Below are 15,130 nucleotides of genomic sequence, written 5' to 3' on the forward strand. Positions count from 1 at the left end.
GCGGCAGCGGCGAGCAAAAAACACAGCCACACCATAGCTGTGACGGTACTAGCAGGCACCGCGCTGGCAGGCGGCGCCGTCGCACTGGCGGCAGGCAATGCCAAGCTCAGTATTGCCGATGGCGTTGTCGTTAAATTTGGCGAGGGCGCTGGCATCAATGTGCGCGACCAGTTGCAGACTGGCTCCAACGTCCTGTTCACCAGCCAGTTCGATGACAGCGCCATTGCGGCCACCAACCCAGAGCCTGGCACTGCACAAGCAGTTGATTGGCTGGGCGTGCTGGTCGAGGCAGGTGTGCCTGCGGCTGGCCTCAAACTCGATGGCTTGCAGATTCGGTATGCCGGTGGCACAGCAGGTTTGCCCAGCTATATGAACGGGGGCGCTGGCCTGGTCGTGCATGGCGGTGCCTATAGCTTCAACCGTTTGCAGCTCAGCCACAATGCCGTGGGTATTCGGGTGATAGGCAGTGGTAGTCCCAGCATCAGCGCATCACGCATCACCCATAACGAGGTGGGTCTGTTGGCCGAGCAAGGTGCAACGCCTGCCATCGCTGAATCCGATATTTCGGCCAATACTCAGTTTGGGGTGCGTAACACCCAGCCCGCTGCCGTGGTGCAAGCGCGCGGCAACTGGTGGGGGCATGCCAGCGGCCCCAAAGATTCGGTAGGTAATCCGGCAGGCCAGGGCAATGCCGTCAGCAGCGGGGTGGACTATGGCAGCTATCTGGGGGCAGAGCCGGTGCTGAACTGCACGATGGCGCCCACCCAGGGCTATGTCACCCGGGTTCGCAATGTTGAGTTGGTCCTGGAGTGCCCGCAGGCAGCGCAGTACCGCATCCAGGAATCGGACCAGTTTGGCGATTCACTGCCTTGGCAGGCAATGGCGGGCCATCCCAACAAGCTGGTCTACACCTTGTCCAGCGGCGGTGGCGACAAGATGCTGTATGTGCAGTTTCGCACGGCACAGAACAAGACCAACCAGTTCTCGCTCAGCCAGCCCATTGCCTATGCGCCCGAGGGGCCCGTGGTGCAATTCAGCCAACCTGCAGCAAACGCGGTGCTGGAGCAAGACACCACCATTGCGGTAACGGCCAGCGATGCTGAGGGCCTGCGGGATGTGGAGCTCTTGGTGAACGACAAGCGCCTGGCGCTGCTCAGCGCCGCGCCCTACCAAGTGCAATGGTCCTTGGTGGGTGTGCCCAACGGCAATTACACCCTCAAAGCCAAGGCTACCAATACCGCCGGCTTGAGCAATACCGCCACCCGCACCGTACAAGTACAAAAACAAGGCGGCAACGGCCCAGCCATCACCGCCAGCTTTGCCGGCCAGGCGCTGCAAGCCAATCCCACGATCACCCAGCCGGGCACGTTGGCGGTTAGCGCAGAAAGTGCCGTGGGTGTCACCAGCCTCCAGGCTGCCGTCAACGGCGTGCAGATTTTTGAGCGCAGCTATGGCAAGACCAGCCCCGTCACCCACAGCCAGATGGTGGATTTTGCCCAGCTGCCCAATGGCAACCACAGCTTCAGCATCACCGCGACCGATGCCGATGGCATTGCGGCAGTGCTGGATATTCCTTTCAGCCTCAATCTGAGTGCCCCTGCCGCCCCGGTCATCACCCAGCCCGCAGCGGGCACGACCGTGGCCGTGCCGCAGCTGAATGTGGCGGGCACAGCAATGCCAGGCTCGCAGTTGCAGCTGTTCTTGAACGGGCAGGCATCGGGTACGCCTGTCGCAGTGGGCGCCAATGGCAGCTTTGCGGCCAGCATCAGCTTATCCGCTGAAGGCGCACACCAGATTGAGGCGACCGCCAGCAACACGCGTGGCAACAGCCCCAAGAGCGCGGCGGTCACGGTGACCTATGCCAGCGCACCACCCAGCATCAGCTTTGTGGCGCCGGCGCCCAATGCGGTGTTGTCCAGCGCGGCCACGATCACCGCCGTGGCTTCTGCCCCAGCAGGCATTGCCAAGGTAGATATCTACGCCAACGATGTCCTGCTGGCATCGCCCACCCAAGCGCCATACAGCGCGCAATGGGCAGCTAATGCGGCAGCCGATGGCAGCTATACCTTGAAGGCCGTGGCCACCTCAGCCGCAGGCAAGACCGCGCAGGCCACCCGCGTAGTGACGGTGCAAAACGCTCCCGTCGTGCCCGAGGTGCCCAAGACGCCTTACACCGGCACGGTGGCCAATATCAGCCCTGCGCTGTCTTATGGGGCGCAAAGCATTGTCATCACCGGTGCCGCCGTTACGCGCGATACCGCGCAGGCGATCCCCAATGCTGCGCTGCGCATCGTGCTGGATATCGCAGGCTTCAAGCGCCGCATCAATATCGCAACCGATGCGAGCGGCAATTACCGCTATGAGTTTGTACCCGCTGCCAATGACAACGGCACCTATGTCGTCTCGGTGGTTCATCCCGATGAAACCGCAACCGCTGAGCAAGGGCGCTTCACGATCAACCGCCTGAGCTTTAACCTCTCCAGCTACAACCTGACAGCCGCGCGCGATTTTGCGAGCAGCATCACCATCCAGGCGCGTGCCAGTGCCGGCACAGGCGTGGAGGGGGTGCGCTGGGCCGTTGTGCCGGCCAACCAGCCCAGCGGCAGCCTGCCGCCAGGCATCAGCGTGGATGCAGGCCCGCCTGTCAATATTGCCGCCGGTGCCTCCGTGCCCATGGTCATCAAGTTCACCGGCAGCGCTACGGCAGGTGAATCGGGCACGGTCGTCCTCACCGCCTTTGCAGCCGATTCAGGCGATACGCCGCGCGGCACATTCAGCATCAACTACAAGCTGGTGCAAGCCCGCCCTGATCTGTTTGCCAAGCCCACGTTCATCGAGACCGGCGTGCAACAAGAAAGCTCTGTCACCGAGAGCGTAGTCATCGGCAACCGGGGCCTGGTGGCTGCGCAGAATGTGCAGGTCAAGCTGGTAGACAACAGCGGCAACCCGCCGCCTGCCTGGGTATTCCTGGCCAGCGGCAACCAGATCGGGGCCATTGATGTGGGCGGCGAAGTGCCCATCCAGGTGACGGCCAGCCCAGGCAAGAATGTGGCCGATGGCATCTACAACTACAAGCTGATCGTCACCGCAGGCAACAGCGGGGATGGCGTCATTCCGGTATCGGTGGCCGTGACCCAAAGCGGGCAGGGTGGGGTGAGCTTCCAGATCACCGACCTGTTTACCGGAACCCTGGGCGCGGACAACCAGCCTATCAAGGGTGTGACGGGCGCCCGCATCCGCCTGCAAAACGATGCTGTGCTCACCTATCTGCGCACGCTCACCACCGATGCGGAAGGCAAGGCTGTCGTGACGGACCTGCCACCAGGCACCTACACCTACCGTGCCAGTGGCCCGCGCCACTCTGACAAGACCGGCCGCATCTTTGTGCGCCCGGGCATCACCACCACGGAGCGGGTGCACCTGCAGTACCAAACCATCAGCATTGATTTCAGCGTCACGGAAACCACCATTCCCGATGTCTACGACATCAATCTGGAAGCCACGTTCCAGACCCAGGTGCCCGCACCTGTGGTGCTGCTGGAGCCGCTGTCCATCAACCTGCCCGAGCTGCAAATTGGCGAGGAGCACACCGGCGAGCTGACCTTGACCAACTACGGCCTGATCCAGGCCGAGGACGTCGTCTTCAAGCCGCCCCAGTCCGACGAGTACTACCGCTACGAGTTCTTGGCAGACATCCCTAAGGTGCTGGCAGCCAAGCAGCGTGTGGTCATCCCCTACCGGGTGACCGCCGTCAAGCTGCACCCCAAGGGCATTGGCTTTACCAATGCCAAGGCGGGCGACTTTACCGCTGTGCAACGCGCGTTGGCCAACACCTTCAGCAGCAAGGCATCCAGCTGCTCGTCCTACAGCGTGTGGGCCACGGCCGAATGCTCGTTTGAATGCGTCAACGGCGAGCGAGAGAACCGGGTGGTGTTCTCCCAATACAGCCGCTTGGTCGGCACCGGTACATCGTGTAGCGGCGGAGGTGGAGGTGGCGGAGGCTGGGGCGGCGGAGGAGGCGGCTGGGGCGGTGGCTCTGGTGGAGGAAGCGGCACCCAACTGCCTCTGGCGCCACAGTGCACACCCCATTGCCGGGGTGAGTGCTGCGCTGGTGCCGGTTCAGGCCCTGGCGGTGGTGGCGGGGGCGGAGGAGGCGGTGGTGGATCTGGCCCCGCTGGCCCTGGCAGTAGCTAAGCCTTCAGCGCCTGAACAACCCAATCAAAAAACACTGGCCATCAAGCCTTGCTGCCGCACAAAGCCGCAGCAAGGCCAGGCATCAGCCCATGCCACGCCAAGCAATATGAGGGAATGAGATATGACAATGACAAAGAAAAACACAGCAGGATTAGCGGCTGCTGCGGCAAAGACTGCAGCACTCGCTAATGCAAATGGGAGTGCCCCCGCAAAGCACCTACTGCGCACCAGCCTGCTGGTCGCCGCTTTGGGCTTGGCCAGCGTGGCCTCCGCCCAAGGAATCTCCGGCATCGGCGCTTTCGCACCCAATACCGAGCTGGGCTTTACCCCGGTCGCCAAAGCCGGCGAGCCGCGCATCAACTGGATCAATGGCGAATACCAAGAGAGCAACACCGACCTGAGCGTCAAAGTGCTGGGCGGCAGCTTGGACATCGCCCGCTCCTGGAGCCAGGGGCGCTGGTGGCTCAACCCCGCCTGGGCACCGCTCAGCTTTGAGCTCGATCCGCTGGGCAGCGACGCCAAAGTGATAGAGCGGGTGGGAGTGCTCTACGAACGCAGCGGCCAAAGCGATCTGTACATGGCCAAGAGCAAAGGCAACGCCCCCGTCTATATCAAAAGGCTCAAGGATGCAGCTGGCCAGCACACCGGCTGGCAGTGGTACGACCGCTTTGGCAACACCATCCACTACAGCGCAGACGGCGTCATCCAAAGCTATGCCAACGCCAGCGGCGTCAAAGTCAGCTTCGCCTACGACAGCGCCACCAGCGCCCGCATCCTGGACCACGGGGGCAAAACCATCTACACCGTCACCATGGCAGGGGGCCTGATCACAAGAATAGAAGACCTGGCTGGGCGCAGCGTCAGCTACCAATGGGCAGGCCAGCGCCTGGCCCAGGTCACCGACGTCATGGGCAACGCCTGGAAGTACGGGTACGACGCCAACGGCCAGATCACTAGCCGCACCGACCCGCTGGGTCTCAAGATCAGCGCCCAGTACATCCAAAGCATCCCCGCACCCGAGCCCATGCTGAGCCTGGGCAAGAAGGGCGTCACCATCGACCCCACAGGCACCAGCGGCACCACGCAAAAGCTCGCCAACCTTTGGGGCGGCGGGCGCGTGGGGCAGTTTGATGGGCAAAGCGGCTGCGCATCCACGGGCGCCAACAACTACCTGCGCGAGCGCCGGGTGTTCGAAGTCACCTACACCGACTGCCGGGGCAACGCCACCGTCACCCAGTACGACCTGCAAGGCAATGAGCTCAGTCGCACCTTCAACGGTAAAAAGACCGCCTCTAACCAATGGGATGGCGCTTACAGCCAGAAATACACCAACGCCCGGGGCTACAGCACCACCACGACCTACGACAGCAACTACCAGCCGCTGCAAATCACCCACCCCGATGGCAGCGTGGAAAAGTACACCTATGAGCCTGTGTTTGGCAGGCAGAGCAGCTACACCAACCAGTTGGGGGTTGTGAGCACCTGGCGGTATGACAGCAAGGGGAATGTGACCGAATGGGTGGAGGCCAAAGGCCTGCCCGAGCAGCGCACCACCGTCTATACCTACGACCCCTACAGCCAACTCACCAGCAGCACAAAGGGCGCGGGGGATGCCACCAAGGCAGATGCGATTACCCAAAGCTGGCAGTACGACAGTGCGGGCAATGTAATTATTTTCAAAGATGGCGAAGACAATACCTTTACGCAGATATACGACTCTATAGGGTCATTGGTTGAAAAAATAGACCCTGAAAATAATAGGAAAACCTACAGATATAACAAATCTGGCAGTGTGGAGATGATATCTGTTGCCGGAGAGATTGTTGAGCGATTTAAATATGATTCTTTAAATCGAAGAATTCAATCGACAACTGCTATGGGTTACGAAACCAATATTAAATATGATGAGTTAGGGCGGTTGACTGAAATTAGTGAGCCTGGTGATTCGAGTGGAAGTGGACGTAAAGTACAGTATGATAAATATGGAAGCGTGCAAAAAACAATCAGTCCCAGCGGGTTGAGTATTGTTAATGAGTATGATGAGTTCGGTAGAATATCTAATATATATAATATCGCTGGTGAAAAAACGTCGTATGTATATGGAGACTATGAAACGGAAAATGCCGGGTTACTAATTTCAACGAATTATGCAAGCTATTCTGAGGTATATAGTTACGACCAGTTAGGTCGGAAGGTGAAAACTACGGAAATCTTTGATGACGGTGAAAAAAGATCTCGGATCGTTCAATATAATGCTGCCGGGGAAAGGGTCGCCGTTATTAATGCTGCTGGTGCTGCAACACTCTTTGCATATGATTCGTTGGGTAGGCTTCTTTCAGTAAATACTCCTGCTGGTGGATTTAGTGGATATAGCTATCGTTTCGATAATGAAATGACGGAGTTTTTGGATGGGAGTGATAATAGATTCAAATATGCTTATGATAGAAATGGGCGGGTTGTGAAGACAGTTTCTCCATTGGGTGTGGTAGTGCATTTTACGTATAATAAGAATGGTAAATTAATTTCACGAGTAGATGGGGGAGGGAATATAAAAGAGTTTTATTACGATAATCTTTATAATCTCCAAAAGGAGGTATACCGTGATGCATCGTTAAAGACTATTCAATCCATAGCGTACCGGCATGATTTGGACGGGCAAGTGATTGAGTATCAACAAATGGGTTTTGATGATAGGCTATTGAGCTCGGTAGTCTATGAGCGAGATATGCGGGGGAGAGTGATAAATTCAACTGTTAAATACGGGATGGTCAATAAGACTGAAGTTTTTGGTTTTAATATCGGATATAAGTATGACAGGGATGGGAGAATTGTTGAGGTGTCCTATCCTGACTCTTCAGTTCAGTCGTATCAATATACCGATGCTAACTTATCTCAAATAAAGTTACCTAATAAGCAAGTGATAAATTATGAGAGATATTTCCACGGGAAACCTGCTAATATAATTTTTCCTGGTAGTAGGTCAGAAGCCCAATTTGATGGTTTGTATAGACTTAAAAATATAAACATCGTTGCAAAGGATCGGCTGATTGCGCATAAGTCGTATGAATATGATGTAATAGGCAATATAAAGCAGATTGACGACCAAAACGGCATATTTAAATATGCGTACGATGATGATAATCGACTGACTGAGGTTGAGCCTAATGGCGATGCACGAAATCTTGGTTTTGAAAGCGAAGCTTATAAATATGATAATGCTGGTAATCGCATATTTAGTTTGCATCAACCCGGGGGGTGGGTTTATGCAGGGAATCAGTTGGTAGCATATCCAAAGCGTGATATGTTTGATGAAAATTTACAAGAGGTGAGCGCTACATATAGCCCTCAGGGGAATTTGGTTGCTGAAAGTAGCTCCGAAGCGAAAATACTATATAGTTACGATGCTACAGGGCGGTTGATAGGCTATAAAAATGACCGTCTAGATGTTATATATGGCTATGATCCGTACGGTAGGCGCATAAGTAAGAGTAAGAAGAATGGTGTAGATATTGATACCTTCTACTATGCTTACAATAATCAAGGTCTTGTGGCTGAGTTTGATTCAAAGGGAGTGATGACAAAGGCTTATGGCTGGGGTAGGGCTGATGTTAGTGATGAGGAGTGGGGAGCTAATCCAGTTTGGCAGGCCGATGTTGTTAAAGGTGCTTTAAGTGAAAAGATGACCGCTTATAACTATATACATAATGACCATTTGGGGTTTCCTGTAGTTTCGGTTAACGGGGATGGATTGATCACTTGGTCTGCAATTTATGATTCGTTTGGATCTGTGAAGATATTGGATAATTCTATAAATATCAATCTAAGATTTCCTGGTCAATATTGGGATGAAGAGAGTCGGTCTCATTATAATTACAGACGGAATTATATGCCGCAAATTGGGCGCTATATACAGAGTGATCCTATTGGCTTAAAGGGTGGTAGTAATTTTTATGCTTATGCATCATCTAATCCGATAATGTATTATGACCCCCAGGGGCTACAAGCTAAACCATGTTGTCAGCCTCAAATGACAGATCAAGACTGCTGTAATTCAATACCAACTTCGAGCGACGGTCTTAACTTTGAAATGCCTTCATTAGCGACTGGAACCGTTATGTGTTGTCAAGGACGATCTATTAGCTGTCTTTCTAAATCATACGATCATGCAAAGTATGGGCGAGATATCTCTAGAAGATGTGCAAAAGTGCATGAAGATACACATCAGGCGCATGTGAAAAAATGCCCCATGGATTGTAGTTACTTTGTCAATCCATTTGATATCGATAAAATAAGCCCTGAGAAAGGTGAGTGTGAGGCATATGGTGCAGAGCTGAAATGTCTCACAGATAGTCTTCCTGAGTGCGGCGATGATGCACTTTGCAAGATGAAAATTAAAGCTTCTATAGCTTCAAGTAAAAAGGAACTTGGAGAAAAAAGACAATGCCCAATGTGAAGACGATCTTGTTGGTAATCTTAATAATCCCTCAGTTATCCGCATGCTTTGGCACTTTGTGTGAAGGAGGCTGTGGTAGAAGGATGCGCGATGCGGAAGCCATTGAAAGAATGAAAAAACTTTATAAGATGGATGAGGACTTGATTCAATTTGGAAAATTTGAAGTTGTATATAAAAGAAATAATTATTATGTTAAATTCATAGTTGAGCCGAGAGTGCCAGGAGGGGAGTTTGAAGTGGTATTTGATTGCGCGGGTGATCCGATTTCTTCCACGCCAGGAAAATGAATTTATGGCTTTTATTTTGTGTTTAATTTATCGAAGAATTCTTGTGTCTGAATGTTGATTTTTTATGTGTATGCTCTTTATATATTTAATGGTGATGAGGTTGTAGTGACGTTGTTTAATGAAGTAGACATTGAGGAGTGTGTTTTGTAATTACAAAAATTGGAATATATCTGATAGGCGTTGTATTGACGAAGATAGCTGCAGCGTTGGTGTTCTATGTGCCGGCCGTCTCGTCTTTCTCGTTGTTTTAATTTTGTCAATGTGGTTTGCAAGTTGGGGAAATTGCGTTGACTTAGAAAAAAGAAGAAATATGAGAAAGTTAGCTAATCTGAATTTGACTTTACTGCCATTAAAATAATGACTGAGGTTCAGGGGATATGCATCGGGCTGGATGCCAAAATCCAATCGGCATAGCCCCAATTAAAAGTAATTAAGGGGTGATGTTAAATATTTTCTCCTGTGCTATTCAGATTTTTCTAATATTAAAGATGTATTTTTAAAGCATGTGATTTTATTGTTAATATAAAAAGTAAATGGCGTAAAGCTTCTTAATGGTGGTTCTGAATTGATTTTCTGAGAGCCTCCAGATGATTGGTATTGTCTGGGTGTGCGTGTTGTTGATGAATATTGTATTTGAATTTTTGAAATGATGATATTTATGGATTAATGCTGAATGGGCGAATTCCGTAATAAATTTATTTTGGTTTATTTCAAAAAAATGTTGCATTGCTTAATTTGAAGGTGCAATAGGATATGGGGTTTTTTGGGCTTGCCAGTGTTAACGCTGGCAAGCCCTGTCTCATCAAACTACCCAAGGCCAATCCCTCCACTATCCGAGATACAGTTCTGCAGCAACTAGCCAATGAGTGGCGTCTAGTGCGCCCCAGGGGCGCGCTGAGTGTAGACACCTGAGCGCTGCGCTCAGCCAGTGATCGCTCGTGTGTCCTGACAAACTCCTTCTCACCCAGGCTCCAAAAGCACTGCCTTTTAGCCTCCAGCCAAGACCTCAGCAGACATCCAACTCTGAGGCCTGCGAGCCCGCGCTAGAACCACCGCAAAGCGTTTCCATAGAGCGCCGCCTGAACAAGAACATCCTCGACTTCTTCCGACCCCTATGGTTTTCTGAGAGAACACGTTCGAGGCTGAGTACCTGACACCCCAGCACAGACTTCTCATATCCATATTTGAAATTCTTCGTGGTGCAAAGCCAGCCCGAAAGCTCCAATGGAGGCTTCGTTGCTGCTGCCGCCATGTGATGGCGCAGTCTTTACCTCCAGAAAGACGTCCCATGTTTCAGAGTTTCAAGCGTGTGCTGATCTCCGCTGCCATTGCTGTGGCCGTGCTGCCAGCTGTGGCGGCAGACAAGCTCAAGATCGCTGTCGTGCCCGGTGCCTATGCCGATTCCATCAATGCGGCTGCCAAGGATGCGAAGGCCCAGGGCATTGACGTGGAGGTGATCGAGTTCACCGACTGGACCACGCCGAATGTCGCGGTCAACAACGGCGATATCGATATCAACTACTTCCAGCACCAGCCGTTTCTGGATAACGCGGTGAAGAAGAATGGCTATGCGCTGGCCAGCGCCGGCACCGGCATTCTGGCCAATGTGGGCCTGTATTCGCTCAAGCACAAGAACGTGGCCGATGTGCCCAACAACGGCAAGGTGGGCATTGCCAGTGACCCGGTCAACCAGGGCCGGGGCCTGTTGCTGCTGCAAAAGGTCGGGCTGATCACGCTCAAGCCGGGTGTCGGTTATCTGGGCTCCATCAACGACATTGCCAGCAACCCCAAGTCGCTGCGCTTTGTCGAGGTCGAAGGGCCGCAGCTGGTGCGCATCACCGGTGATGTGGATATCGCCCAGGGCTACCCGCACTTCATCGTGGCGGCCAAGGCCTTTGATCCATCGAGCGGCCTGGCGTACTCGGGCATCGAGGACCAACAGTTCGCGATCCAGTTCGTGGTCAAGAAGGACCGGGTCAACGACCCGGTGGTGCAGAAGTTCATCCGCATCTACCAGAACTCCGAGACCGTGCGCACGGTCAGCAAAAAGTCTTTCAGCAATGACGACCGGCTCTACACGCTGGCCTGGCTGAAGAAGTAAGCCGCGTACCAAGACCTTTCATCAAGCAAGCGAGAAAAACATGACGAACAAGATAAACAGACGTGTGGTGGCGGCAATTGCAGCAGCGGCCATGCTGGGAGGGTGGCAACTGGCGCAGGCAGCCGACAAGATCCGCATCGCCTCCACGCCGGGGGCCACGGCCGATGCCATCAAGGCGGTGGTGGCCGATGCCAAGAGCCAGGGGTTGGATGTGGAGCTGGTCGAGTTCACCGACTGGACGGTGCCCAATGAGGCCGTCAACAACGGCGATGTGGACCTGAACTTTTTCCAGCACCAGGCCTTCTTGAACAACGTCATCAAGGAGCGCGGCTACCAGCTCAAGTTTGTGGGCCTGGGCCTGTTGCAGAACATTGGCATCTACTCCGAGCGCTACCAGTCGCTGGCCGATGTGCCGGCCAAGGCCAAGGTCGCGATTGCCAATGACCCGGTCAACCAGGGCCGGGGCTTGGCACTGCTGCAAAAGGCCGGCCTGATCCGCCTGCGCACCGGCGATGCGCCCGGCGCCACGGTGGCCGATATCACCGACAACCCCAAGCAGCTGCGCTTTTATGAAGTCGAAGGCCCGCAGCTGATCCGCTCGCTGCCCGATGTGGACCTGGCCGTGCTCTGGCCGAGCTACTTTGTCAGCGCCGGCAAGAAGGAGCAGGCCAGCAAGGCCCTGGCCTATTCGGGCATTGCCGACCGCTTCTATGCGATGGGCTTTGTCGCGCAGGCCAGCCGTGCCGACGACCCCAAGCTGCGCAAATTTGTCCAGGTGTTCCAGAACTCTGCGGCAGTCAAGCAGGCGATCAGCCAGCAGTTCAACAACGACCCCAAGCTCTACACCTTGCCCTGGTAAGGGCAGGACACCAGGAGACGCACATGGCCCTTTCCGCCGTATCCAATGTATTGCGCAAGCAGTTCCGCGCCGAGGCCGAGCCGGCCGCCGAGGGCCGTGCTGCGCGCGCCAGCGCAGCGGTACCAACCGCCGCAAGCGGCCAGGCGCCGGTAGCCGCCACCCCCTTGGGCACCGTGGTATTCCGCAATCTGGGCAAGGTCTACCGCTCATCGGCCGGTGAGGTGCCTGCGCTGCAGAACATCACCTTGGACATTGCTGCGGGCAGCATCTTCGGCATCATCGGCCGCAGTGGCGCGGGCAAGTCCAGCCTGCTGCGCACCATCAACCGCTTGGAAGCGCCCAGCAGCGGCCAGGTGCTGGTCGATGGTGTCGATATTGGCACCTTGGATGAAGCGGGCCTGGTGCAACTGCGCCGCCGCGTCGGCATGATTTTTCAGCACTTCAACCTGCTGTCGGCCAAGACGGTGTTCGAGAACGTGGCGCTGCCGCTCAAGGTCGCAGGTGTGCCGGCTGCGCAGATCCAGCAGCGCGTGACCGAGCTGCTCGACCTGGTGGGCCTGCAGGACAAGCACAAGACCTACCCCAGCCGTCTCTCCGGCGGGCAAAAGCAGCGCGTAGGCATTGCCCGTGCGCTGGCTACGCGCCCCGAGATTCTGCTCTGCGACGAGGCCACCTCGGCGCTGGACCCGGAAACCACGCAGGCCATTCTTGCGCTGCTGCGCGATATCAACCGCCGCCTGGGCATCACGGTGATCCTGATCACCCATGAGATGAGCGTGATCCGCGAGATTGCCGACCAGGTGCTGGTGCTGGAGAAGGGCGAGATTGCCGAGCTGGGCGAGGTTTGGCAGGTGTTTGGCAACCCGCGCCATGCCGCCACCCAGGCCCTGCTGGCACCGCTGCGCCACGGCGTGCCCGATGACCTGCAGCAGCGCCTGCAGCCGCAAGCGCCCGGCACCGGCCGCTTTGAGCAAGTACTGCAGCTGGGCTACTGCGGCCATGACGGGCTGGAGCCGGACTTTCCCCGCATTGCCGAGGCACTGGGCGCCAAGGTGCGCCTGCTGCACGGCGGTGTGGACCGCATCCAGGGCCATGCCCAGGGCCAGCTCATCATCGCCATCGATGGTGCCGCCGCCCGCAACGACTGGGCCGCGCTGACGCAAGGCCCTGCCACCATCGCACATGAAATCAGGGTACTGGGCTATGTTGTTTGAACTGAGTATTTCCATCGACCGTTACTGGAAGGCGCTGGCCGACACCTTCATCATGGTGTCCACCTCGGCCGGTATCGCGCTGCTGGCGGGCATTCCGCTGGCCATCTTGCTGATCGTGACGGCACCTGGTGGCTTTCTCGAATCGCCCCGCACCAACCGCGCCGTCGGCAGCGTCGTCAACGGCTTCCGGGCCACGCCCTTTATCGTGCTGCTGGTCGCGTTGATTCCGTTCACCCGTCTGGTCACCGGCACGACGATTGGCGTCTGGGCGGCGATTGTGCCGCTGGCCATCAGTGCCACGCCGTTCTTTGCGCGCATTGCCGAGGTCAGTCTGCGTGAGGTCGATCCCGGCCTGATCGAGGCGGCACAGGCGATTGGCTGCAAGAAGTGGGACATCGTGCGCCATGTCTACCTGCCCGAGGCCCTGCCCGGCATCATCGGCGGCTTCACCATCACCCTGGTGGCGCTGATCAGCTCGTCGGCCATGGCCGGCGCGGTGGGGGCCGGTGGCCTGGGCGACCTGGCGATCCGCTACGGCTACCAGCGCTTTGATACGCAGGTGATGCTGATCGTGATCGCGGTGCTGATTGCGCTGGTCACCATCGTGCAGACCGCTGGCGACCGCGTGGCGCACTGGTTGCGCAGCCGCTGACCGTCCGCGTTATCGCGGCCCACCACGGCGCAGTGCCGTGGTCTGCAGGCCAGGGCGTGTCTCTGGCCTGTCTCTCTCCGAACCCCTTTCAGAAAGCACCGAATGACTTCAGCGGTTGCCCAGGGCGCAGCGTTGCCCGCCGATTCCCCACCCCGCCTGCCTTTGCCGCCCAGCCAGCCCGCGCAGATCCGCAGCGAGGCCGAGGCCTTGCAGGTGGCCGCTGCGCTGGCCGAGAGCTTTCGCGGCGGCGCGGCCCGGCGCGACAGCGAACGCCTGTTGCCCTGGGACGAGATCGAGCGCTATACCGCCAGCGGCCTGGGCGGCATCACCGTGCCGCGCAGCCATGGCGGCCTGCAGGCCAGCTGGCACACCGTCGTGCAGGTGTTTGCGACCATCAGCGCGGCCGATGCCTCGCTAGGGCAAATTCCACAAAACCACTTTGCGCTGGTGCAGAACCTGCGCGATACCGCGAGCCCCGCGCAGCAAAGCCGCTGGTTTGCCGATGTGCTGGGCGGCTACCGGCTGGGCAATGCTGGACCTGAGCGCAAGGGCCGCGCCGCCCAGCTGAGCGATGCCACCGCCAGCCTGCGCCGGGCGGCCGATGGCCGGCTGCTGGTCAACGGCACGCGCTACTACTCCACCGGATCGTTGTTTGCCCACTGGGTGCCTTTCCGCGCCGAGGACGAGGCGCAGCGCCCCGTGCAGGTCTGGGTGCGGCGCACGGTGCCGGGCCTGCAGATCATCGACAACTGGAACGCCTTTGGCCAGAAGACCACCGCCAGCGGTGGTGTGGTGCTGACCGATGTGGAGGTTGAGCCGCGTGATGTGATTGCGCTGCATGACCTGAAGGACCGGCCGACTCTCTCCGGCCCGGTGTCGCAGATTCTGCAAGCCGCCATCGACATGGGCATTGCCCAGGGCGCGTTTGACGAGGCGCGCCAGTTTGTGCGCGACAAGACCCGTGCCTGGGTGCACTCGGGTGTCGAGCATGCCTGGCAGGACCCCTACATCATCCAGGAGTTTGGCCAGCTGCAGGTGGAGCTGGATGCCGCGCGCGAGGTGCTGCTCGATGCCGCGCAGCAGTTGGATGCCTTCGCTGCCCAGCCCGTCACCGACGAGAGCAGCGCCGAGGCCTCGGTGGCCGTGGCGCGCGCCAAGATCCTGACTACCGAGGCGGCGCTGAACGCCAGCGAACGCCTGCTGGAGCTGGGCGGTACCTCATCGGCCCGCGCCGGCTACAACCTGGACCGCTATTGGCGCAATGCCCGCGTGCACACCTTGCACGACCCGGTGCGCTGGAAATACCACCTGCTGGGCAACTACCTGCTCAATGGCCGCGCCCCGCGCCGCCACCAGTGGAACTGAGCCGC

Annotated in this window: 8 protein-coding genes; all 8 read left to right on the forward strand. The window is 56.9% G+C overall.

Annotation, left to right across the window (positions count from 1 at the left end; genetic code table 11):
* The first annotated feature begins 39 nt into the window (after positions 1 to 39).
* Complete coding sequence (locus F0Q04_RS04725; protein WP_182344734.1) at positions 40 to 4,194, forward strand: Ig-like domain-containing protein; 4,155 nt, start codon at positions 40 to 42, stop codon at positions 4,192 to 4,194.
* Positions 4,195 to 4,315: 121 nt separating this feature from the next.
* The gene (locus tag F0Q04_RS04730) at positions 4,316 to 8,647 is read left to right on the forward strand and encodes an RHS repeat domain-containing protein (protein ID WP_182344736.1); all 4,332 of its coding nucleotides are present in this window, start codon (positions 4,316 to 4,318) and stop codon (positions 8,645 to 8,647) included.
* Positions 8,648 to 8,730: 83 nt separating this feature from the next.
* Entirely contained in the window at positions 8,731 to 8,934 is a 204-nt protein-coding gene (locus tag F0Q04_RS04735; RefSeq protein ID WP_182344738.1) for a hypothetical protein, read from the forward strand.
* 1,288 nt (positions 8,935 to 10,222) lie between these two features.
* Positions 10,223 to 11,035, forward strand: coding sequence for a MetQ/NlpA family ABC transporter substrate-binding protein (locus tag F0Q04_RS04740; protein WP_021026289.1), 813 nt, complete (start codon positions 10,223 to 10,225; stop codon positions 11,033 to 11,035).
* A 40-nt stretch (positions 11,036 to 11,075) separates the two neighbouring features.
* A complete protein-coding gene (locus tag F0Q04_RS04745; RefSeq protein WP_182344740.1) occupies positions 11,076 to 11,894 on the forward strand; it encodes a MetQ/NlpA family ABC transporter substrate-binding protein in 819 nt (272 codons plus the stop codon).
* A gap of 23 nt (positions 11,895 to 11,917) precedes the next feature.
* A complete protein-coding gene (locus F0Q04_RS04750; protein WP_182344742.1) occupies positions 11,918 to 13,108 on the forward strand; it encodes a methionine ABC transporter ATP-binding protein in 1,191 nt (396 codons plus the stop codon).
* Positions 13,098 to 13,760, forward strand: coding sequence for a methionine ABC transporter permease (locus F0Q04_RS04755; protein ID WP_021026291.1), 663 nt, complete (start codon positions 13,098 to 13,100; stop codon positions 13,758 to 13,760). Before F0Q04_RS04750 ends, F0Q04_RS04755 begins: the two co-directional genes overlap by 11 nt.
* Before the next feature lie 102 nt (positions 13,761 to 13,862).
* Complete coding sequence (locus F0Q04_RS04760) at positions 13,863 to 15,125, forward strand: SfnB family sulfur acquisition oxidoreductase (protein ID WP_182344745.1); 1,263 nt, start codon at positions 13,863 to 13,865, stop codon at positions 15,123 to 15,125.
* Positions 15,126 to 15,130: the final 5 nt, after the last annotated feature.

The sequence above is a fragment of the Comamonas koreensis genome (genome assembly GCF_014076495.1).
GTDB lineage: Bacteria > Pseudomonadota > Gammaproteobacteria > Burkholderiales > Burkholderiaceae_C > Comamonas > Comamonas squillarum.

What these genes read in the sequence shown, in the direction of transcription:
- F0Q04_RS04730 (WP_182344736.1), top strand. Translation starts at nt 4,316, where the DNA reads ATGACAATGACAAAGAAAAACACAGCAGGATTAGCGGCTGCTGCGGCA.
- F0Q04_RS04735 (WP_182344738.1), top strand. Translation starts at nt 8,731, where the DNA reads ATGCGCGATGCGGAAGCCATTGAAAGAATGAAAAAACTTTATAAGATG.
- F0Q04_RS04740 (WP_021026289.1), top strand. Translation starts at nt 10,223, where the DNA reads ATGTTTCAGAGTTTCAAGCGTGTGCTGATCTCCGCTGCCATTGCTGTG.
- F0Q04_RS04745 (WP_182344740.1), top strand. Translation starts at nt 11,076, where the DNA reads ATGACGAACAAGATAAACAGACGTGTGGTGGCGGCAATTGCAGCAGCG.
- F0Q04_RS04750 (WP_182344742.1), top strand. Translation starts at nt 11,918, where the DNA reads ATGGCCCTTTCCGCCGTATCCAATGTATTGCGCAAGCAGTTCCGCGCC.
- F0Q04_RS04755 (WP_021026291.1), top strand. Translation starts at nt 13,098, where the DNA reads ATGTTGTTTGAACTGAGTATTTCCATCGACCGTTACTGGAAGGCGCTG.
- F0Q04_RS04760 (WP_182344745.1), top strand. Translation starts at nt 13,863, where the DNA reads ATGACTTCAGCGGTTGCCCAGGGCGCAGCGTTGCCCGCCGATTCCCCA.